Below are 22,472 nucleotides of genomic sequence, written 5' to 3' on the forward strand. Positions count from 1 at the left end.
AGGCATGGCCGGGCGCAGGCGCAGGCGCGGATTTGCAAATGAAAAGAACCGTCGACGGGACGGTTCTTTTGATAAAATACAAGAATTTATAAAGTTACTTTGGCTTTGCCGATTGCAGCAGATCTAATGCTTCCAGAAGCGTTGGCTTCGGTTTCTTCCCGGGATGGAAGTCCAGATGCTTCAACTCATTGTAGGAGCTGTTGATGACCTCTCCATGCAAGCGGAAGCTGGATTTTGCCCGCTTTGATCTCTTTTTCATGCCGCGCGTAGGCCTCCTGTATTTATTAGATATAAGAGTATATGTCCGTGCGGCAATGTTGGCCTGTATATTCGTCTAATGACCGGATGCCGGCCGCGAGCCGGCCGAGGCGATTTCGCCCGCGAGCCGGGCCAGCGCTTCGCGGATCGGCACGGCCGGACGGCCGAGCAGCTTGTCGAAATCGCCGCTTTCGATCTCAAGCGCGCCTTCGCGGATGCCCTGCTGAATGCCGACAAGAATAGGGAGGACGAATTCGGGCACGCCCGCGCCCTTCATGATGTCGGCGTAAGCGTCGTCGTCGACCTGCCGCACGGGCACTTCCTTGCCCAGCACGTCGCCAAGGGCGGACGCCAGCTGCTCTTGCGTAAGCAGCTTGCCGGACAGCTCGTATATGGTGTTCTCGTGCCCGACGCCGGCCAATACGGCCGCGGCCGCTTCGGCGTAGTCCTGCTGCAAGGCCCAGCCCACTTTTCCCGATCCGGCGGACGTTACCCATGGAGCGCCGGCGATGACGCCTTGAATGCCGCCGAGCTCGTTCTCCAGGTACCAGTTGTTGCGCAGGAAGGAGTAGGGGATGCCCGTCTTCGCGATAGCCTCTTCCGTGGCGCGGTGCACCGGAGCCAGAAAAATGCTGCTCTCGCCGGCATCGGCGAGGCTCGTATACGCGATAAACCGAACGCCGGCGCGCGCGGCGGCGGCTACGGCATTGCCGTGCTGCCGGATTCTCGTATCGTTGTCGCCGTCCGCCGAAATGATCAATAAGCGGTCGATGCCGGCAAAGGCGGCATCCAGCGTTTCCGGCCGGTCGAAATCCCCGTGCCGAACGTCGACGCCGCGGGCGCGGAGCCTTTCCGCTTTGTCCGGATTGCGGACGCTGACGGCCAACTGGCTCGCCGGTACCGATTTTAACAGCGCCTCTACGATTTTCGTTCCTAATTTCCCTGTCGCGCCCGTAACTAGCATTTTCATTCTTTGTTCCTCCCAATCGTTTTTTTGCCAACCTATAACTGTATAAGTTACAAGTTGGTTGAAAATAAAAGCTATCGGACTTGCTCCGCTAGCTTCCGTGAAAAGTTATTCTTATGATGCATCCGGTATCCTGTAACTATTATAGTTACTACTTAGGCGTAAGTCAATATGCGTGGTTATACCGTGGTTATACCGTCGTACCGCCGAAAGTCCGGTCAATTCTCTTCCTCGTTCGTCTCCTGACGGCTGCGAATCGCCTTGCGATAGTTTTCGGGCGTGACGCCTTTGTTTTTTTTGAACATTTGGCAGAAGTAAGCCGGGCTCAGCCCGCCGACCTCCCGCGCGATTTCCCGGACGGGCATGGAGGTGTTCGCCAGCAGCTTGCACGCTTCCCGGATCCGGCGAAACGTCAGATGGTCCGACAACGAAATGCCCGTGCAGGCTTTGAACACGTGAGACAGATGATAGGGAGAGAGGAACAGGTCGCTTGCGAGCTCTTCCAAGCGGAAGGGGCGCTTATAGTTGGTCTCGAGCCAATCCGTTATGTTCTCCACATGCTTCAGCGCCCGCGGATTCGCTTGGGACCCGGGCGGGCTTTCCGGAAATACGCGGCGCTGCAGGAACTGAAGCAATCGAAGCATATGCAGGCCGAAGCCCTCCTCCCGTTCCTCGGAAGGCTCGCCGCGAAGTCGATGCATGTCCAGCAGGATGGCGGAGAGCTCGTCTTCCGCATCGCGAATCGAAAACACCTGAATCGGCAGATTTCCCTTCCACAGCCGTTCGTAGAACCGCCGGAGACCGGGGAACGGGGTCAAATAAGCGGCTGGCAGATGCGGATCGAACGTCAGATTCGTGCGCACGTATACCGAAGCGGGACCGGACGGCACGTCGACGAGATGCAGCTGGTAAGGCTGGACCCAGATCAGCGTCCCGCCGGATAACGGATACGATTTGCCCTCCAGCATCGCTTCGCCTTCGCCTTCGTAAATATACAGCATTTCAATGCCCCGATGGGCATGAAACCAGTGGGCGCCCTCGGACATCAGCTTGTGCGTGCAGAAAAAAGAGTGATGCCCGAATTCAACCCGATCGAACGCAGCCATGCGGCCGTTCCCTCCCCGAATCGCAATTTACCTATATAATAACACAACAAATCAACGTTCGTTTGCTCCTATAATAGAGGCAGATAGCAAAACAAAACAATAGGAGGCAATCATGAACTGGTCATCCGCCATCGAGCAAGCGATTGAAACGACAAAGGCGAATCTATCCCGCTTTAAGGACAAGTTTCCTCACGTCAGCAACGGGGACGGCAAGTACCGGCTTGTCGATCATACCGATTGGACGGAAGGCTTCTGGGCGGGGATATTATGGCTGAGCTACGAGTACGGCAAGGACCCCGCCATTCGCGAGGCGGCCGTTCGAAGCGCGGCTTCTTTCCAGAAGAGGGTTGCGCAGCATAGTCATCTGGAGCATCACGATATCGGGTTTCTCTATTCCCTGTCGGCCAAAGCGCAGTGGATATTGGAGAAGGACGAGACGGCGAAGGCGGTTGCGCTGCAAGCCGCGAACGTCCTGATGAAGCGGTGGAGGGAGAGCTCGCAGCTGATCCAGGCATGGGGGCCGAAGGGCGATCCGGACAACGGCGGCCGCATCATCATCGATTGTCTTATGAATCTTCCTCTGCTCTACTGGGCGGCCGAGCAGACCGGCGACCGCAAATACGCGGACGCCGCCCGCATCCACGCGGAGAAGAGCAGACGCTTCCTGGTGCGGGGGGACGACTCCTCCTACCATACGTTTTATTTCGACCAGGAGACGGGCGATGCCGTACGCGGCGGGACGCATCAAGGGTTCAGGGACGGATCGACGTGGACCCGCGGGCAAGCATGGGGCATTTACGGCTTTGCGCTCGCTTACCGCTATTTCAAGGAACCGCAATTCATGGAAGCGTCGAAGCGGCTGGCGCGCTACTTCATCGCCCATCTGCCGGAGGACCATGTCGCCTATTGGGATTTCGACGCCCCTCAGGCCGAAGGCACGCCGAGAGACAGCTCGGCTTCCGCGATTGCCGCCTGCGGCATGCTCGAGCTTCTTGAGCATTTGCCGGACGGGGATCCGGATCGCGAATGGCTGGATACGGCCGTCCGGCAGTCGATGTCCTCCCTGGTCGACCGCTATTTTACGGCCGGCGACGCATCCGAGGAAGGTTTCCTGCGGCACGGCTCGTATTCCGTAAGGGGCGGCATATCGCCCGACGATTTCGTCATTTGGGGCGATTACTTCTTCCTTGAAGCGCTGCTTCGGCTCGAAGCCGGCATTCCCGGATACTGGTACGAGCGTTAACATCGACAATTGCAGGACGAAAAGCCGGGAAAGCGTACTTCCGCTTTAAGCCCCCTCTCAGGAGGGGGTTATTTTGGTTGCCTTGGAAGCGGTCGATCGCAGTAGAATTTCCCCCCTCGGATGCTAGGATTTCGGGTACCTTTGCCGGCGCGCTTCCTATACGATGAAGACACGCCAAGAATTCAGCAATTGGAGGTTGTTATGAAAAGGGCTCTATCATCCTTGAAGCGGGACAAATTTTTGTATGCGCTGCTCGTTCCGTTCCTGCTCTGGTACGCCGTGTTTATGTTCAAGCCGATGTACGGGCTGCAAATCGCCTTTTTGGACTATAGCGTGTTCAAAGGAATCGATGGCAGTCCATGGGCAGGACTGCATCATTTCGAATTGTTTCTGCAAAGCGATTATTTCATCCGGGTGCTGAGGAACACGCTGTTGATCAGCTTGTACAGCTTGCTGTTCGCCTTTCCCGCTCCGATCCTTCTGGCGCTGCTGCTGAACGAAGTGAAGAACGCGGTATTCAAGAAATCGGTGCAAACGCTCACTTACTTGCCGCATTTCATCTCGATCGTGGTCGTTTGCGGGATCGTTACGAATTTCCTGTCGCCTTCAAGCGGATTGGTAAATCTCGTGATGGAGAAGCTGGGCTTGGAGAAAATTTACTTTTTGGCGGTTCCCGAATATTTCCGGACGATTTTCGTGTCGATGAACATTTGGAAGGAAGCGGGGTTTGCGGCCATCATCTATATCGCCGCGCTGGCGGGCATCAATCCCGAATTGTACGAAGCCGCGGTCATGGACGGCGCGAGCAAATGGAAACGAACGCTTCATATTACGCTGCCGGGCATTCTGCCCACGATTATGATCATGCTTATTTTGCGAATCGGAGACTTGCTGGAGGTCGGTTACGAAGCGATCATTCTGCTCTATCAGCCGGCGACGTATAACGCGGCCGACGTTATCAGCACTTACGTTTACCGGGAAGGCATCCTGAACGGAAGGCACGATATGGCGACGGCGGTCGGACTGTTTAATTCGCTCGTGGGACTCGTTCTGATTATAGCCGCCAATCGGCTCAGCAAGAAATATACCGGAAACGGATTATGGTAGGTGATTACAGATGACCGAAAGCCGCGGAGAAAAAATTTTTTATGCCGTCAACTACGTCGTTTTGTCGATTTGCGCGCTCGCCGCGTTGTATCCTTTCTTATATGTCCTGTTCGCCTCGATCAGCTCGCCGGAGGCGGTGGTCACGGGCGAAGTCGTTTTTCTTCCCCAGGATCTGACATGGGACGCCTACGCGGCCGTCTTTAAGGAGCAGGCGATTTGGACGGGCTATGCCAACACGGTCTATTACACGGTCATAGGCACGCTCGCAAGCATGGCCTTTACGATTTGCGGCGCTTACGCCCTTTCGAAGAGGAGACTGCTCGGCCGCAAGCTATTCAATATGCTGATCGCCTTTACGTTGATCTTTCAAGCCGGAATGATTCCGACCTATTTGAATTTCAGGTCGATGGATATGCTGGATACGCGTCTTGCCATCGTTCTCGGATTCGCGATTACGACCTTCAACGTCATCATATTGCGAACCTTTTTCCAGGAGATCCCCGAAGAGATGGAGGAAGCCGCCCGCATGGACGGGGCCGGCGAGGCAAGCGTGTTGTGGAGAATCGTGCTTCCACTTTCCAGGGCGGCGCTCGCGACGATTGCGTTATTTTATGCGGTTGCCAGGTGGAACGGTTATTTATGGGCGATGATCCTGCTGAAGGACCCCGATAAAATTCCGCTGCAGGTACTGCTGAACCGGCTGGTCGTACAGATGAAGCCGACCGATACGATGCTGGCCGATTCGGCCTTCACCGTGGGGGAGACGATCGTCTATGCGACGATTATCGTTGCCGTCGTTCCGATCGTGGCGGTATACCCGTTTATTCAGAAATATTTCGTAAAAGGCGTCATGATCGGTTCCTTAAAGGGCTAGCCCTGCCGGTGATAGCGGGGCGGCGAGAGCTGCCCGACGATCACATAGAGTAATGCGCGAACGACATAAAAGGGAGGAAATGCATGTGAAAAAGAGATTTAAGCCGTCCATTGCGGCAATCGCGCTGCTTGCGGCGCTGATGGCCGGTTGTTCAAACGGCAGCGGACAAGGCGAAGCGGAGCCAAACGCCCCGGCGCAAACGGACGAAGCGCGGAACGCGGCGAATTCGGAAGAGGCGGGGAGCTCCGCCAAACTAAGCGGCGAGCCGGTTGCGTTAAGCCTGTTCTATTATGACAAAAGGTTTCAGATAACCGGCGACATGCCGGTGTTCAAGAAGGCCGCGGAGCTGACGAACGTCAGCGTGCAAAATGTAGCGCCTCCCGGCGGCGAGGATCAGCAGGCCTACAATTTGATGCTCTCTTCGGGCGAGCTGCCCGACATTATCGCTTACAAAACGGCGGATCTTAACACGGTCGCGCTGGAAGGGGCGCTTCACCCGCTGAACGAGCTGATTGAAAGCCATGCGCCGAATTTCAACAAGTTTCTGGAGGAGCGGCCGGATATCAAGAAAGCGATTACCGCGGCCGACGGCAATATTTACGTCGTTCCGTTCGTTCAGGACGGAACCGGCAAGGAAGGCTGGTTCATCCGCAAGGACTGGCTGGACAAGCTGAAGCTTGCCGAGCCGAAGTCGGTGGACGACTATTATGAAGCGTTGACCGCCTTCAAGGAAAAGGACCCGAACGGCAACGGCAAAAAGGACGAAATCCCGTTCTTCTCGAGAAATCCGTTGATCGGCGTGTACGCCCTGCTGCCTCTGTGGGACTCCTTCCACGATTTCTACCTTCAGGACGGCGCCGTACATTACGGACCTTATGACCCGGCTTACAAGGACGGCATGGCCAACATCGCCAAGTGGTATGCGGAAGGGCTGATCGACAAGGAGATTTTCACGCGCGGAAATACGGCAAGGGACGTTCTGTTCGCCGGCAATTCGGGCGGCTCCGTTCACGACTGGTTCGCGAGCACCTCCAATTTCAATACGACGATGAGCGGAAGCATCCCCGGCTTCAGTCTGCTTCCGATCGCCCCGCCCGCAAGCTCCTCCGGGAAAGTGCAGGAGGTTACGAAGCGGGATACGATGAACGGCTCCGGCTGGGCGATCTCGGCCGAAGCGAAGGATGCGGAGCTGGTTATGAAATATCTCGACTTCTGGTGGTCGGCGGAAGGCCGCACTCTGTTCAACTTCGGCGTCGAAGACGAGACGTACACCATGGTAGACGGCAAGCCGGTGTTCAAGGAGGAAGTGCTGAAGCAGCCTTCGGTCGTCGACTATCTGATTTCCGACTACGGCGCCCAGCTGAATATCGGAGCATGGCAGGACTTCGCTTACGAGGAGCAGTGGTCCAATAAAATTGCGATCGAAGGCATTAAGCTGTATCAGGACAATGGCTACATCAATACGGAGTTCCAGCTTCCCATACTAAGCTACACGGCGGAGGAGCAGAACCGGCTGAAGGAAATTCTTCCTCCGATTCAGACCTATGTGAGCGAGACGTCCCAGAAATGGGTAATGGGCGGCGAGCCGGTCGAGGCAAGCTTCAACGCCTTCCGGGCCCGGTTGAAAGAAATGAAAATGGATGAATTGCTGAGCATTTACCAGGCCGCATACGACAGATACAAGAACGGGTAATCCAGGTTCCTGTTCCAAGGGGGGAGCCAGGCAGCAGGCTTCCCCGCTTTCCTTCTGCTGTCTCCTATTATATGATACAGAAAAATCAGGCATCGGGAGCGATTGAATTGAAGTCCTGGCTATACGCAAGCTCGTTCAAAAACCGGATATGGCTGTCGTTCGTGTTATTCGTGTCCGCCTCCGTCACGATCGCGGGGGTGACTTCCTATTATGCCGCCTCCCGCATTCTGGAGAACAAGGCGATGGCGTTAAGCCAGAGCATGATCAACAAGTCGGCGCAAGCGCTGGAGGAGAAGCTGAGGAAGGTTCGGACTTCCGTGTCCACGTTCACGATGAGCGAGCCGTTCAACCGGCTGACCGATATTGTCCGCAACGGCGCAAGCTTATCCTCTTACGAACGTTTCGAGCTTAATACTTCGCTGCAGAACGCCATCTACCAAATGAAGCTGATAGAGCCCGCCATCGCCGCCGTCCTCGTCCATTCCCCGATCGGGGAATTTTACGTCGAAGCGGACAAGCGGATCGCCGGCGCCGCATTGGACGAAGGGATGACCGAGCTTGTAAGCCGCACCCGGACGCCCGTATGGATCGAATCGCATGAGGACCCTTACTTCGCCGGCAAAGCGAAAGTATTGACCCTGCTGTCAAGACCGGTGTCGTCATCGGTCTACGACGGCATATACGTCATGGCCAATGTGAAGGAAGAGTACTTGCGGAGCTATCTGTTGGACAATATCGGGGATGACAGCGGCGAAATCATCCTGCTCGACGCGCAAGGCGATCCGGTCATCGATCATGACACGCCGCTTGAAGCGCTCGCGATGCAAGCGGAATTCCAATCAAAGCTGGCGGCCGACCGGGACCATTTCGAAATCCGGTACCAAGGCGGCTCCTATCTGGTCAATTATGCGCGGATTTCCTTTCCCGACAATTGGATGGTCGTTAACGTGCAATCGATCGGGGAGCTGCGCAAGGAGATTCATCTGATCCAATGGATAACCGCGGGGACGGTCGTTCTGTTCGTGCTGCTTGCCGCCTTCCTCTCCAAAAAAATGACGTTGCTGCTGCTCCGTCCGCTGATCAAGCTGCAAAATCTGATGAAGCGGGCGGAGCAAAACGATCTGACGGTCCGGTATGAGAGCGCGTACAAGGATGAATTCGCGCAGGTCGGACAGCGGTTCAACCGGATGCTCGAGGAAATCGGCACGCTGATTCACGATGTGAAGCTTGCGGAAACGAACAAACGGAAAGCGGAGATCAAGGCGCTTCAATCGCAAATCGATCCCCATTTTCTGTACAATACGTTAAACACGATTTTGTGGAAGTCGGAGGTTGGCGAGCATGAGGACGTGAGGGAAATGATCGTGTCCCTCTCGCTGCTGTTCAGGCTCGGCCTGAACAACGGCAAGGAGCTGACGACCGTAAGGCAGGAAATCGACCACGTGACGCAATATTTGCGGCTTCAGCAGCAGTGCTACGAGGATGTGTTCGATTTTACCGTGATCGTTCCGAATGATGACATGCTGAGCCGTCCGATCCTAAAGCTTCTCTTGCAGCCCTTGGTCGAAAATTCAATTCTCCACGGGTTTAAGGATGCCGTCGGCAACGGAAGCTTACGGATTGAGGTCGGCGCGTCGGCCACCCATCTCGAGCTGATCGTCGAGGACAACGGCAAGGGCTTCGACGCGGCGGCGGTCATGCGCGAATTGACCGTCGGCCCGTCAAGATCCGGCGGTTACGCCTTGAGAAACGTGTATAACCGATTGCTGCTGTATTACGGGAACGACGCGCGAATGACGATGGAAAGCGAACCTTTCGAGAGGACCGCAATCAAGCTGTTCCTTCCGCTGGAAACCGGTATTGACCGTCATGAATAAAAAGGAGAGTGCTTCAAAGATGGACCAAACCTGCTCCATGGTTGTCATTGACGACATCAAGACGGTGGTGAACGGGATCGTCAATCAATTGAATTGGGCGGAGCATGGCATTGAAATTGCCGGCACGGCAACCGACGGCGAGGGCGGACTTGCGCTGCTTAGGAGGACGAAGCCGGACATTATCGTAACGGATATTCGGATGCCGAAGCTGAGCGGCATCGAGATGACCCGGCAAATAACCGAGCTGCTGCCCGGAAGTAAAATTATTTTCATCAGCGGGTACAGCGACTTCGACAATGCGCAGCAAGCGGTCAAGCTCGGCGCCTTCGATTACGTGCTCAAGCCGTTTACCTCCAAGCAATTTCTGAACATTGTGCTGCAAGCCAGAGATTCGGTCCTGAAGGAGAGGGCGGATCAAGTCAGGCTGGGCGACATGGAGCGCAAGCTGAAGGAAAGCATACCGCTGCTCAGGCAGGAATATTTGAACCTGCTCGTCCGTTATGCAGCCGATCCGTCTACGCTGGCGCAGCGTTGGGATTTTTTGCAAATCGACCTGGACGATCGTCCCTTCGCGGTGTTTGCGATCGAAATCGACCGCCCGCCCGGCGCCAGCAACGAGCAGACGATTAAGGAAATCGAGCTGAACCGGTTCGCGGTGCAAAATATTGCGGAAGAAACGATACTCGCGTCTACGAAAGGCATCGTATTCCGGGACGGCGTAAACCGGTTTATCGCTATCGTCAACGTTCAAGACCCGGACGAGCCTTTGGCCGTCGCGGAAAGATGCCTCCGTAACGTCGCTCGGTTTTCCAAATGCACCATTTCGATCGGCGTCGGCCAAGTCGCGCGCGCGAAATCGGAAATTCCGCTCGCATACCGGCAATCCGTGGAAGCCTTGTCTTATAACTTCTATACCGGCGGCAACAGCGTATTCGATTTCAGGGACATCGAGCACGGGAAGCATCAGGCGCCTCCCGTCTATTCGGAGCATAAGGAAAAAGAGCTGCTCTACAGCATCCGTTCCGGAAATTCGGATAAAGCGGAACAAGCATTGGAGCAGATTTTTATGGAATGGGACGGCATGCACGGCTATCCGAGCCCCGACCAAACGAAGGTGCTCTATTTCGAGCTGGCCCTTGCGATACAGAAAGCGGCAGCGGACAGGATCGCCAGACCGGAGAAGCTGCCGTTCGAGGACAAAATAAACCGCCTGACGCATCATGCCTTGACGATTCGGGACATGCAGCGGCTGATCAAGGAATTGTGCAGCCTGGGCTGCGGGATCGTCGAATCGCGGCAGCGGGAGGAAGCGCAGCGCATTATCGACGAATCGAAGCGATACATGAAGGAGCACCTGCATGTGAACGAATCGGTCGCCGATTATGCCAAGCGGGTGCACCTCAGCCCAAGCTACTTCGCCAATCTGTTCAAAAAAGTGACGGGCCAGGCCGTCATGCAATTCGTATTGAACGAGAGGATGGAAAGAGCGAAGCTGCTATTGGCGGGGAACGATTCGATTCAAGAGGTGGCGGAAGCGGTCGGCTACGAGGACCGCTCCTACTTCAGCGAGGTGTTCAAGAAGCAGACGGGGATGACGCCGAAGGACTTCAAGCTGCGGTATGCCAAGAACGGATGAGCGGGTATTGGCTTGACCTGTCGGGCGAGCCAGTAGCCGCCCGAGTATAACCAATTAAAAGTAAGCGCTATCAAAATCGCGAGAGGAGCCGTTTTATACAATGATAAAGCATTGGCGTAAATCATTTGCTTTTTTGCTCACGGTTAGCTTGATTATGATCTCCTTGATGTCCCCGCTAGGGTCCTCTGCAGTCAATGGGGCCGGGAATGCCGGGACGTCCGAAAGATTCCCGCTTGCTTCCATACCGGGCTGGAAGGGACAGACCAGCGGTTCGATCAAAGCCGCGGCACGCGTTGACGAGAGCGTATCTGCGGAAGGGGAACGGTCGCTGTACGTAACGAACGGCACGGCGAAATCCGCCAACACCTATTACGTCATCCGGCAGGAGATGGCTGTCGAGCCGGATACGGACTATGTCGTGTCGGCACAGGCGAAGGGCTCGAACGTCGGCGATAACTGGTTTGGCCTGTCCGGCAAAAGCAATCGCGTCTACCTGCCGAAGGGCAATTACGATTGGACGCAGAAATCGATGACGATCCGTACGAATCAGGATCAGCATACTGCGGATTTTGTTTTTTACACGGAAAGTCCGACAGAGGAGCTTTGGATCGACGACTTGACGGTCATCAAGGCCGGGGACCACGTCAATTTGCTGCAAAACGCCGGGTTCGAGCAGGGCGAAAAGCCTGTGCATACTTCGTTCGAGTATGCGGCGCCCTGGACCGGAAGCCGGAGCGGATCTCCGGACATTAACGTGTCCGTCGTCGACAGCGTCTATGACGAAGGCAGCCGTTCGCTATACGTGACGAACAACACTTCCAAAACGGCCCATACGTTTTATGTGATCAGGCAGTCTCTTGCGCTCGAAGGGGATACGGAATATACGCTTTCCGCAAGCGTAAAAGGAGAGAACGTAGGAGATAATTGGTTCGGTATAAGCGGCAAAGGCGACCGTGCTTACGTGCCTAAAGGCAGCTATGATTGGAAGTCGAAATCGATGACGATCCGAACGAATCCCGGCCAAACGTCGGCGGATTTTGTTTTTTATTTCGAGGATTTTACGGCGGATTTATGGGTTGACCGGCTTTCGGTAACGAAGGCTGGAAGTACGGAAAATCTGCTGCAAAACGCGGGGTTTGAAGAGGGGGAGCCGCCGGGTTCGGAACCCGAGCCGGAGCCCGTCGGCGAAGCTCCCGTCGATATTAATCGTTTGATCGAATCATTGGGCGAAAAAAGCTATTTGCCGATATCCGAGGTTGCCGCAATAACCGTGGACGGCGATCTGGGCGAATGGGCGGCGATTCCGGCCATTTCACTCCCCGTTAATGCCGATAAGCACCTGCGTCTGCCCGGCTGGAACGGCGAGAATGACTTGTCGCTGAATGCCAAATTTGCTTATGACGACGAAAATTTGTATGCGAATTTTGTCGTTAAGGATCAGACGCATAGAGGTATCGCGGATGCCGCGATGTGGAACGGCGACAGCATACAGCTCGGGTTCAGCAGCGATGGCGTAACGTATGAAACGGAATACGGCCTGACCGTTCTCGAATCCGAAACGCCTAACGTATGGCGGTGGCTGAGCGGCTCCGCGACATTGCCGGCAAGCTCGGTAACGCTTAGAGCGGAACGGGACGAGTCCGCCAAAGAGACGGTGTACGAGGCCAAGTTTCCTTGGAAAGCGATATTTGACGAGAAGCCGGCGGATGATTTTCGGTTCACGATTCTTCTGAACGATAACGACAGCAGCGTAAGGAGAGGATATGTTCAGTGGACGGACGGCATCGGCATGGGAAAGGATGCAACGAAAATGGGGACGGGCCGTCTCGTTGCCGAAGACGCTGCCTGGCTCTCATGGCTGGACAAGCAGGAAATATTCCGAAGCAATGAATTATATAAAACGACATTGGATCTCATGAATTTCGGCGATTCGGACGTTAATTTGCAAATCGAGTCGCCTGAGCTTGACTTACGGCGAGAAATCGCAGTGCCGGCAGGCAAAGCCGTAAGGATAGCGCTCGAGAAGGCTTTTCCGGTTCCCGGCGAGCATGCGGTTGCCGTCACGGTTAAGAACATGGAAACGGGCGAATCGGCAACGCACGTGAACAGCTTCACGGTCTATGAATCCAATGACCAATTGAACAGCAGATTCGATGCCATTGCCTCACAGCTTCCTCAGCTTGATGCCAGGTTGGCGGAGGCTGCGGCGAAGGGGATAACGACGGACTATGAGACGGTTAACGCTACCGTAATCCGGCATTTTATCCAATACGGCAAAGACGATGTCAGTCATAATCTGATTGACCGTGCCGCTTATGTCGCCAATGAGCTCGAGCGGTTGTACGCCGAATCCATGACAAAGCTGAGCGGTTATTTGAACGGTTCTCTGGAACCGCAGCCGGTACCGCGTTATCGTACGGGAACGGAGCGGATCGGCATTAAGGATTACGGGTTTGAAGCGGATAAATTCGATCCTTCTACGGGAGGAACGACCCGCGGACCGGTCATCTTTACCGGTTACGGCCATTTCGACTCCGCACGAAGGGATATACCGGTTTTCCAGAATTACGGAACAAATGTGATCCAGGTCGAAATCGGTCCTAATTCGGTCATCGTGCCTTCGGAAGCATGGTCGGCTTGGTCGGCCAATAAAGTAAACGGGGTCAAAGCGAACCTCACGGTCGACCGCGAAGTGAAGCGCAGCGGCAAAGGATCGCTGCTTATCGAGAACAAGACTCCGATGGCGCCGAATACGTTTGCAACGGTTTCGCAAAACGTGCCTGTCGCCCCCAATACGCCATATATCATTAAAGCGTGGGTAAAAGGCGATCAAGCGGGCAAGGTGTGGTTCCCGGGAGGCCGCGGTTGGAGCAAGCGGCAGCCGGTTCCTGCCGGAACCTTTGATTGGACGGAGGTCACGGTCGAATATACGACCGGCGCGAACGAGACGTCGATGCCGTTCTTGATTCTGTCGGAAGATGCCGGAAAGGTATGGTTCGACGACTTGACGATGACGAAGGCCGGCGACACGGAAAATCTGCTCAAGTTCCCGGGCTTCGACGACGATGCGCCGGACGAATCGAAGGGATACGTCACGTCGGCAAGCAAAATCGAGAACGACATCCTGCAGGTGCTGGAGAGGTCGAAGCAGCATAACATTGCGGTTAATTTGCTGCTGTCGCCGCATTACTTCCCGGATTGGGCGAAGGAGAAGTGGCCGGAGCTCGACAGTAACGCGACGGAATTCATCCAGTTTAATTTCGATCATCCGAAGGCCAGAGAAATCATCGAAGACTATTTAAGGACGATTATTCCTCTGATCAAAGATTATCCCTCACTCCACAGCATTACGATGACCAACGAGCCGGTTTACGCCACGAGCGAGGATCGGGATTATCATACGCCGAAGTTTCGTCTTTATTTGAGAGAGCTATACCATAACGATATCGGGAAGCTGAACCAGGTGTACGGTGCGGGCTATGCCTCGTTCGATGAGGTCATCATGCCGACGGAATATGCCTCGACGCCTGAGTATTACGATTGGTTTATTTATAATAATCAGGTGTTCACGGGATGGCATCAATGGATGGCGGATATTATCCATGACGTCGCGCCGAACTTGCCCGTCCAGTCTAAGGTCATGAACGGCATACTGGGCGGCGACAGATGGGGCGTCGATTTCGAGAGGATGTCGGAGCTAAGTCAAATCAACGGCAACGACGCCTCCAGCTATTTGGATAACGGGAAGAAGGATTATATCAGAGAGTTCATGTTCTACGATTTCCAGACTTCCCTGAAGAAAGCCCCGGTGTTCAACTCCGAACACCATGTCATTCCGGACGGCGACGATTATTATGGGCCGGAGCAAGCGATGCACGTGAACACGCAGCTATGGCAGAGCTCTATTCACGGACGTTCGGGCTCGACGGTGTGGGTATGGGACCGCACTTACGACACAAGCAGCGTAATTGCAGGCAGCGTCATGCATCGGCCCGACGTTGCGGCAATTGTGGGCAAGACGAATCTCGATCTTAACCGTTTGGTCGACGAGGTGTCGGCTTTCCAGAACGACGATGCCGAGATTGCGATTTTGTACAGTCTGCCCGCCGTCCTCTACAATGTTCGGGACGATTACCCGGAATCCGTAAGGAAGCTTTACGAGGCGATCAGCCTAAGCGGGGTAAAGACGGGCTTTATTACGGAAAAACAGCTGAAAGAGGGAAAGACCGGATCGTATAAAGCAATAGTCGTCCCCCATATGCAGTATGCAGACGGAGAGACTTTGGAGCGTCTTAAAGCGTTTGGGGCTGCAGGAGGCGAATTGGTCATAGTCGGCGACGATTCCGTCGTGATGGACGAACACGGCCAATCGCTTGAGGGGGCAACCCGCGATGCCGTGTTCGGGATGGCGACGGTCTTGGAGGAGGCGTTGACAACCGATCAGCTCAAGGAATGGTTCATGGGCACCGGCCTTTACGACCGCCTGAACGAAGTGGTTGTGTTCGACGAAGAAACGAATAAGCCGGTGGCCGATGTCGAGTGGCGAAGCGTGCTCCATAATGGGAAATGGCTGCTTAACTTGGCAAACTACGGATCGGCTTCCCGGACGGTATCCATCTCTTGGAACGGGAAGAAGGTTGAGCAAGCGGTCGACTTGATCAACGGGTCGTTGTTGGAAGACGGCAAGCTGACGCTTCCTCAGCGGCTTCCGGTACTATTGCAATGGGAAATCGAAGATGGCCCGGATAGCCCGGGAAATCCGGGGAACCAGGGCGATACGGGCAATCCGCCGGCGCTTGACGGTCGGCTGTCCGTCGCGGCCGGAAGCGCGGGAACCGCAAACTTGAACAACGAAGCAAAAGTGGAGCTGCCGGCAGGCGCGATGCCAGGCAAGTACACGATTTCCATAACCAAGGTGGAAGACGAAGAAGCGCTAAATGAATGGACGCCAAAGGCGGGCTTCGTCTTAGCCAGCGAAGTATATGAGTTTTTGAAGGATGTACCGGGCAAGTTCCGGCAAGCCGTTACGGTAACGCTAACGATTAATCCGTCGCTGCATGAGGGGAAGAAGCTTGCTATCCATTACTACGATGAAGCGAAGAAAGTATGGGTCGAGCTTGGCGGCGAGGTAAACGGGAGCCGGATTTCGGTCATGACGGACCACTTCACGAAGTTCGCCGTACTCGCATCGGACGGCACAGAGATCAGCTTCAACGACATAACGGGACATTGGGCGGCGGAAGCGATCAAGCAGGCAGCCGCAAGCGGCATCGCGAGCGGTTTTCCGGATGGAACCTTTAAGCCGAATCGTGCGGTGACGCGGGCGGAGTTCTCCGTCATGCTCTCGCAAGCGCTGCAAACGGAAGAGAATGCCGAGGAGCTTCGATTCGCAGACGCCGATGCGATCCCTGCATGGGCGAAGGATGCAGTTGCGGGCTTATCGAAGGCGGAAATCATTGTAGGTTACTCGGATAATAACTTCGGAGCGAATCGGCCGATCAGCCGCTCCGAAATCGCGGTCATGATTGTCAGAGCGGCCAAGCTTTCGATCGATCATGCCGCGACAACCGATTTTGCCGACGATCGCGATATCCCCGCATGGGCGAAGGGGGCCATAGCCGCTGCCGCTCGCGAGAAGCTGATTCAAGGCCGCGACGGCAACCTGTTTGCTCCGAACGCCCTGGCAACGCGGGCGGAAGCAATCGCGCTGATTATGAGGCTGCGGAACGAGTTCAAAGCGCAATAATATCGAGGAGGGGGCTCTTAAGGAGCCTCCTCGAATTGCCTGTTGAAGCCTGGATATGTCAGCTTTGATTGCGGTTCACGAACGGAACCGTCGTCTCTTCCGGATGCTCGATGTCCGGATCCCCGTAAAACTCGCGATCCATTCGAATGTTTGCTTGTTCAATCTCCGATTTGTCCGAAAGCGGACGTTCGCTTACGGTTTCTTTCTCGCTATCCATCTTCATCAATCCTTCCTGCCGCCGTTTATATTCGAAGCGCTTTTACCAGTATCCGTTTCATTGCACCTACAAACCGGGGCTTCGTCCATGAAGGAGAAACAAAAATCGTATACATCCCGAGCCGGTTTCCGCCCCATAAATCGGTAATAATCCCATTGCCGATAACCGCCGTCTCGTTTTTTCGCGTTCCGAGTATATCCAATGCGGCCATAAATGCCTTTCTTTTCGGTTTACCCGCTTCGAACAAAGCCGGAATCTCATTGACCAGTTCGTTTCCTTGCGCGGGAGGCTTGCTGTTCGAGACGATAACCAGCCTCATCGCGTACCGGGACTTGAGGTCGTTTAGCCATTTTATCATCGAATCCGATGCGGACGCGGCATTCGACGGAATTAAAGTGTTGGACCAGTCTATGATTATTCCTTTAATCCCCGCCCTGCGCAGCGAATTCACGTCTATCTCATGGATGGAACGCGCAATTTGCGAAGGCTTGAATATGGTCACAAGGCTCCCCTCCTTACTTTTCGTAAAAAACATGTCCAAGTCGTAAATAGGTTTCCTTTATTTTCATTTTTCATTCCTTTTCTGTTGGATTGAGTTTGTAAAAATAGAGTTGACAGCGACGCGGAGACGTTATAGAATTACATTGACTGAACGAGTCAATCTAAAATCTAACGCAAATGAGCAACTCCTATCGGAACATTTTTTTGTACGATCATTGACTGACTCGATCAATCTATTATAAGGAGGAATCATGACATGACAACTTATTCCAATATGCGCAAGGCTATCGTAATCGGCGGAGGCATGGCCGGTTTAATGACGGCAAGAGTCCTCTCGGATCATGCGGAAGAGGTGCTTATCGTCGAGAAGGACGACTTCCCGGACGGGCCGGAGCTTCGCTCCGGAACCCCGCAGGCTTTCCATCCGCATCGCTTCACGGCTCGAGGCAAATCGATCACGGAGCGGCTCTTTCCGGGATACGAGGATGATTTGGCGACGCAAGGTTCTCCGTCTTCGCTGAACAAAGCCATTTATTTCATGAACGAGTACCGAACCCTGGAGATGAAGTATGACCGGGACGATCGGAAATTCAGCAGAGCCATGCTGGAGTGGGTCATACGCCAACGGGTGAGAGCGATCCCTAACGTGCGCTTCTTGCCGAGGCATGAAGTGATCCGGTTGACGACGACCGCGGACCGTTCGGCCGTTATCGGCGTTCAGGTTAGAAATCGCGACCGATCCGGAACCGGAGAGGCTGTAACGGCCGATCTGGTCATCGATGCGAGCGGACGCTCCTCGAAGCTTGCCGCTTGGCTTGCGGATTTGGGATACGAGGTGCCGAAGCCGGATCTGTTGAAGGTGGCTCTCGGATACAGCACAATGCGGTATAAAGTGCCTTCGCCTATGACTTCTATGATCGACAAATGGGACGTGATCAACCTTCAGGGGCAGCCTGCAAGCGGGAGCTTCACCGGCGTTCTGTCTTTTATCGAAAATCATGTAGCCGAGGTGCTGCTTTATCGCCCCGGAGGTATTTACCCGCCAACGGATGCCGCCGAATTCGAACGGGCGTTAGCGCAGCTTCCTAGTCCCATTATTTCGGAAATGGTGCGCGACCTCGATCCGATCGCCGCTCCCCGAGGCTTCCGCGTACCGGAATTATATTGCCATCGTTACGAGCAAATGAGTCGCTGGCCGGCTGGGCTGCTGGCTCTGGGAGACGCTTACTGCATCTTCGACCCGATTTTCGGCCAAGGCATGACCATGGCCGCGATCGAGGCGGAAATTTTGGAAGCTTGCCTTCGGGAACGGTGCGGGAGTGCCGGGCCCGATTGGGAACGCGGCGTTCTTAGGCGGATCAAAGAAGCGATAGAGCCCGCCTTTTGGCTGAACTGCACGGCCGATCTGCGGTGGGAAGGCGTCGAATACGAAGGCTCCGATTCCCGGGCGGGGGATGCGTTCAGCCGCGAATATATGGAGCTTTTTTTCAAGCATGCCGTCAGCAAGCCGGATTGGGAGTCGTATGGCCTTTATTGGGCTGTGAACACGATGTCCGTATCGCCCCGCCATATCCTTAACCCGCAGACGGCCACCCGAGTGCTGTCCGCCTCGGATGAAGGCAAGCGGCTGCTTGCATCGCTTTCGACGGCAGACGGCCGGCCTATCGAAACGATTCTGGAAGAGCTGCTGCCCCGTTTCTCGGAAGCGCCGTTTGAGCCCGCAGGGCAATAGCGCTTTTGTAGACCGGATTTGGTATACTGGTAGAATACATCGATAACATCCGGCAAAGGAGTGCGCGGCATTGGCACCGTTAAACGACGAACAATTGCATCAAATCCGCGATGAACGAAGAGAGCAAATTAAAACGGCGGCCATCCAGATTTTTGCCAAGAAAGGCATTATTAACGCCAAGATGAGCATGATTGCGGAAACCGCGGGGATCAGCAACGGACTGCTTTACCATTATTTCAAGTCGAAGGATGAGCTGTTCCTATCGCTCATACAAGAAGCGATGGCCGAAACGGAAGCCGCCCTGCGAAGCATCTATGCCTTTCCCGGCACGCCGATCGAGAAAATCAGGGCATTGACGGCCGAAATACTGGACGAAAGCGGCTCGCCGTACTTCATGCTCATCCATCAGGCGCGTACGTCGGACGGCGTGCCCGAGAAGGTCAAGCAGCTTCTGGAGAAGTATTCGATGAAAGTGTTTATCGATATTCTGCTTCCGGTGTTTCAAGAGGGTCAGCGTGCAGGGGAACTGGCGTCCGATGATCCCGCGGAGCTCATCGCTTGTTATTTGTCCGTCCTCTCCGGCGTCATGGTCGTCCATTCGAACGGCATTGACGATTACCGGATTCCGAAAGCCGATATGCTGCTGCGGTTGATTGAGGGAGCAAAGCGGGATTAACGTTTTCCCGATGTTCTTGAAGTTCGATACGACGGGGCTGTCTCAAAAGGTCGTGAAGCGACCTTTTGAGACAGCCTTGTTTGTACTTCGACGACGTTTTGCCGCGAGAGGCGATGCTAATTTCAAAAAATGAAACTAAATTGCTCTAAACTCCACTCATACCTAATTTAATTTCAATATTTGAATTTAAACGATACTGTTCACGATACTCTATTCGATATTAACCGATTTAGTATCAAAATTTGAAACTAATCGTCTATTTAGACCCCTTCTTTGGTTCTTAGTTTCGGTTTTTGAAATTAAAAAGGGACTGTCTCAAAACTACCATGGCCGTAAGGCCTTGGTAGTTTGAGACAGCCCCTTGCTTGCGATTATTGCCCGCCCGTCGACTCCCTAAGAATTGGCGCCGTCTTGACGTGGGTAATTTGAGGCGGCTTGTCCGGGTTCCGCACTCTGGCGAGCAGCATTTCGGCTGCCAGAATGCCCATCTCGTCCCGGTAAATATGGACGGTCGACAGGTGGGGCTCCACGATTTGCGATTCCGGCGAATCGTCGAAGCCGCATATTTTGACCTGTCCGGGAATTTGGACGTTCCTGTTCTTCAGGATGCGCATGACGTTAATGGCGATATGGTCGTTGGCGCACACGAACGCGTCCGGCAGCGTCTCCATCCGGTTCAGCTGCTGCTCCAGCCACTTTGAATCGGCGAAATGCCGGTCCTTCTCCGTAACGTTGAACGCTTCGTCAGGCCGGAGCCCAGCGGCGTCAAGCGCTTTGTTGAAGCCGATCCACCGTTCGTTGAAGCTCTTGCAATGGTCGGAATCCCCGATGAAGCCAAACGTGCCGCAGCCGCCGTCGATCAATGCCTTCGTCATCCAGCGGACGCTCTGTTCGTTCTCCATCAGCAATAAATCGCCGCGAAGCTCGGGGTAGAACAGCTCGGACGCGGAATCGATGAAGATGGTCGGAAGCCCCAGGGCGCTAATGAATTCGGTGTAGTTTTTGTCGAACAGCTCGATGCACACGATCCCGTCCACCTTGCTTTTATCGAAATTGACGGGAAGCACGAGCGCCTCGATCTCGGCTTCGCGAACGATATGAATGGACAAATTATACCCTTCGGAGCTGATTTTCTTCTCGAGCCCGCTGAGCAAGGAGGTGCCAAAGTGGGAATTGTTCGGCATGTTGGACGTGAGCAGCGCGATGTTGCCGGGGTTCTTCGGCGATTTCGCTTCCATGTCGACGAGAGCGAACTGCTTGTAGTTCAGCTCGATCGCCCGTTTGACGACCTTGTTGCGCGTTTCGAGCGGAATCGCGTCGCTTCCGTTCAGCGCCTTGGACACCGTATTCCGGGAAAGCCCGAGCGAGTCCGCGATCGATTGAATCGTTACTTTTTCTTTCCGCATTGGCTTATGACTCCTTTATGCATTCAGCCTCTATCTAACCTTAAATGTAACGCAATCCAAACGAAAGTTCAACAAAAAACTTACAAATGCGCAATAACATACGTGATTAATTGTGCATTTGCAAATGAAATGATTTTTCGAGGACAAACGGAAATTCAAGTAAACAAATGCACATTATCTTTTTCCTACTGCATCTATTCAACAATAATAATTAGCTTGAAAGAGGAATGAAAGCAAAGAAATTCAATCATTTTCACTCAATTAAATAAACAAACGAGCATTTTTATTCAAAATAATTTTGTGCATATGACAATTAAAATAAACAAAAAGTTGTTGACTTTTCGTTGAATGGATTGTAAATTGAATTTGCGGAAAGTCGTGTAAGCCTTTTCTTGAATCGTAAAAACAGATTATAATTTGTGCAAATGTAAATTTGGGCAAATTCATTAGGGGGGAAATCCTTGCAGCATTCATTAGAGGCGGAGCGGAGAGAAAGCATGCCGGAAAGCGGCGCGCTGAAGCGAAAAATCGATTATTTGAGGCGAAATCATTTTTTGTACTGGCTGATGGCGCCCGCGCTCGTTCTGACCATCCTCTTCAAGTACGTGCCGATGTACGGCGTCATTATCGCGTTTAAGGATTTTAGCTACAGCAAAGGGATATTGGGAAGCGAATGGGCGGGCTTCGAGCATTTCGAGAAGTTTCTGAACGCGCCGAATTTCGAGCTCATCTTCATGAACACGCTGAAGCTGAGCGTATACGGCCTGCTTCTCGGCTTTCCGGTCCCGATCCTGCTTGCGCTGATGCTGAACCAGCTTCGCAAAGCGGCGGTCAAGAAGAACATTCAGTTGATGCTGTACGCGCCGAATTTCATTTCCGTCGTCGTCATCGTCGGGATGATTTTCATATTCCTGTCCCCTACCGGGCCGATCAACAAGATCGTCACCCTCATGGCCGGACAGCCGATCGCGTTCATGTCGGACCCGGAATACTTCCGCTCGATCTACATTCTGTCCGGCATTTGGCAGGGGGCGGGCTGGGCTTCCATCATTTACGTGGCGGCGCTCGCGGGCGTCGATCCCGAGCTGCATAACGCGGCGACCATCGACGGCGCGAATCTGCTGCAGCGGATCCGTCACATCGATCTGCCGGCGATCAGGCCGGTCATGGCGATCGTGTTCATCTTAGCTGCCGGCGGGATTATGGCGATCGGCTTCGAGAAGGCGTATCTGATGCAGACGGCGATGAACCTGCCGGCTTCGGAAATCCTGCCGACCTACGTCTACAAGGTGGGCCTGCAGTCCGGCAATTATTCGTACTCCGCCGCGATCGGGCTGTTCAATTCCGTCATCAACGTCATTCTGCTGATCCTCGTTAATTTCATCGTCAAGAAATTAAACGAAGGCGAAGGCCTCTACTGACCGAAAGGAGCC

At 54.2% G+C, this 22,472-nt stretch carries 16 protein-coding genes; 10 read left to right on the plus strand and 6 right to left on the minus strand.

Annotation, left to right across the window (positions count from 1 at the left end; translation table 11 throughout):
* Nucleotides 1–94: 94 nt before the first annotated feature.
* From IDH41_RS08345 to IDH41_RS08355, 3 genes are all read right to left on the minus strand, one after another.
* Complete coding sequence (locus IDH41_RS08345) at nt 95–259, minus strand: hypothetical protein (protein WP_190859973.1); 165 nt, start codon at nt 257–259, stop codon at nt 95–97.
* A gap of 75 nt (nt 260–334) precedes the next feature.
* Complete coding sequence (locus IDH41_RS08350) at nt 335–1,228, minus strand: SDR family oxidoreductase (protein ID WP_190859974.1); 894 nt, start codon at nt 1,226–1,228, stop codon at nt 335–337.
* Between the two features lie 215 nt (nt 1,229–1,443).
* Nucleotides 1,444–2,331, minus strand: a complete 888-nt coding sequence (locus IDH41_RS08355; RefSeq protein ID WP_190859976.1) for a helix-turn-helix domain-containing protein — start codon at nt 2,329–2,331, stop codon at nt 1,444–1,446.
* Nucleotides 2,332–2,443: 112 nt separating this feature from the next.
* Here IDH41_RS08355 and IDH41_RS08360 point away from each other — a divergent pair, with 112 nt between their 5' ends.
* The 7 genes from IDH41_RS08360 (at nt 2,444) to IDH41_RS08390 (ending at nt 16,507) form a co-directional block, all read left to right on the plus strand.
* Complete coding sequence (locus IDH41_RS08360; RefSeq protein ID WP_190859977.1) at nt 2,444–3,574, plus strand: glycoside hydrolase family 88 protein; 1,131 nt, start codon at nt 2,444–2,446, stop codon at nt 3,572–3,574.
* A 201-nt stretch (nt 3,575–3,775) separates the two neighbouring features.
* The gene (locus IDH41_RS08365) at nt 3,776–4,681 is read left to right on the plus strand and encodes an ABC transporter permease (protein WP_190859978.1); all 906 of its coding nucleotides are present in this window, start codon (nt 3,776–3,778) and stop codon (nt 4,679–4,681) included.
* Between the two features lie 10 nt (nt 4,682–4,691).
* A complete protein-coding gene (locus IDH41_RS08370) occupies nt 4,692–5,555 on the plus strand; it encodes a carbohydrate ABC transporter permease (RefSeq protein ID WP_190859979.1) in 864 nt (287 codons plus the stop codon).
* Between the two features lie 85 nt (nt 5,556–5,640).
* Complete coding sequence (locus tag IDH41_RS08375) at nt 5,641–7,248, plus strand: extracellular solute-binding protein (RefSeq protein WP_190859980.1); 1,608 nt, start codon at nt 5,641–5,643, stop codon at nt 7,246–7,248.
* A 107-nt stretch (nt 7,249–7,355) separates the two neighbouring features.
* The gene (locus IDH41_RS08380) at nt 7,356–9,125 is read left to right on the plus strand and encodes a sensor histidine kinase (RefSeq protein ID WP_190859981.1); all 1,770 of its coding nucleotides are present in this window, start codon (nt 7,356–7,358) and stop codon (nt 9,123–9,125) included.
* A 19-nt stretch (nt 9,126–9,144) separates the two neighbouring features.
* Nucleotides 9,145–10,761, plus strand: coding sequence for a response regulator (locus tag IDH41_RS08385; RefSeq protein ID WP_190859983.1), 1,617 nt, complete (start codon nt 9,145–9,147; stop codon nt 10,759–10,761).
* Nucleotides 10,762–10,861: 100 nt separating this feature from the next.
* Entirely contained in the window at nt 10,862–16,507 is a 5,646-nt protein-coding gene (locus tag IDH41_RS08390; protein WP_190859985.1) for an S-layer homology domain-containing protein, read from the plus strand.
* 58 nt (nt 16,508–16,565) lie between these two features.
* Here IDH41_RS08390 and IDH41_RS08395 read toward each other — a convergent pair whose 3' ends face one another.
* The gene (locus IDH41_RS08395; protein ID WP_190859988.1) at nt 16,566–16,724 is read right to left on the minus strand and encodes a hypothetical protein; all 159 of its coding nucleotides are present in this window, start codon (nt 16,722–16,724) and stop codon (nt 16,566–16,568) included.
* Nucleotides 16,725–16,749: 25 nt separating this feature from the next.
* On the minus strand, nt 16,750–17,226 hold the full coding sequence (locus IDH41_RS08400; protein WP_190859990.1) for a YqeG family HAD IIIA-type phosphatase: 477 nt from the start codon (nt 17,224–17,226) through the stop codon (nt 16,750–16,752).
* Nucleotides 17,227–17,481: 255 nt separating this feature from the next.
* Here IDH41_RS08400 and IDH41_RS08405 point away from each other — a divergent pair, with 255 nt between their 5' ends.
* Both IDH41_RS08405 and IDH41_RS08410 read left to right on the plus strand, forming a co-directional pair.
* Nucleotides 17,482–18,957, plus strand: coding sequence for an FAD-dependent oxidoreductase (locus IDH41_RS08405; protein ID WP_190859991.1), 1,476 nt, complete (start codon nt 17,482–17,484; stop codon nt 18,955–18,957).
* A 70-nt stretch (nt 18,958–19,027) separates the two neighbouring features.
* Nucleotides 19,028–19,633, plus strand: coding sequence for a TetR/AcrR family transcriptional regulator (locus tag IDH41_RS08410; RefSeq protein ID WP_190859993.1), 606 nt, complete (start codon nt 19,028–19,030; stop codon nt 19,631–19,633).
* Nucleotides 19,634–20,004: 371 nt separating this feature from the next.
* On the opposite strand, the gene IDH41_RS08415 is transcribed toward IDH41_RS08410, so the two are convergent.
* The gene (locus IDH41_RS08415; RefSeq protein ID WP_190859995.1) at nt 20,005–21,039 is read right to left on the minus strand and encodes a LacI family DNA-binding transcriptional regulator; all 1,035 of its coding nucleotides are present in this window, start codon (nt 21,037–21,039) and stop codon (nt 20,005–20,007) included.
* A 497-nt stretch (nt 21,040–21,536) separates the two neighbouring features.
* On the opposite strand from IDH41_RS08415, the gene IDH41_RS08420 reads away from it, so the two are divergent.
* A complete protein-coding gene (locus IDH41_RS08420) occupies nt 21,537–22,460 on the plus strand; it encodes an ABC transporter permease (RefSeq protein WP_190860166.1) in 924 nt (307 codons plus the stop codon).
* The last annotated feature ends 12 nt before the right edge of the window (nt 22,461–22,472 follow it).

Origin of the sequence: Paenibacillus arenilitoris, from assembly GCF_014705655.1 — a bacterium.
GTDB classification, from domain to species: Bacteria; Bacillota; Bacilli; order Paenibacillales; family Paenibacillaceae; genus Pristimantibacillus; species Pristimantibacillus arenilitoris.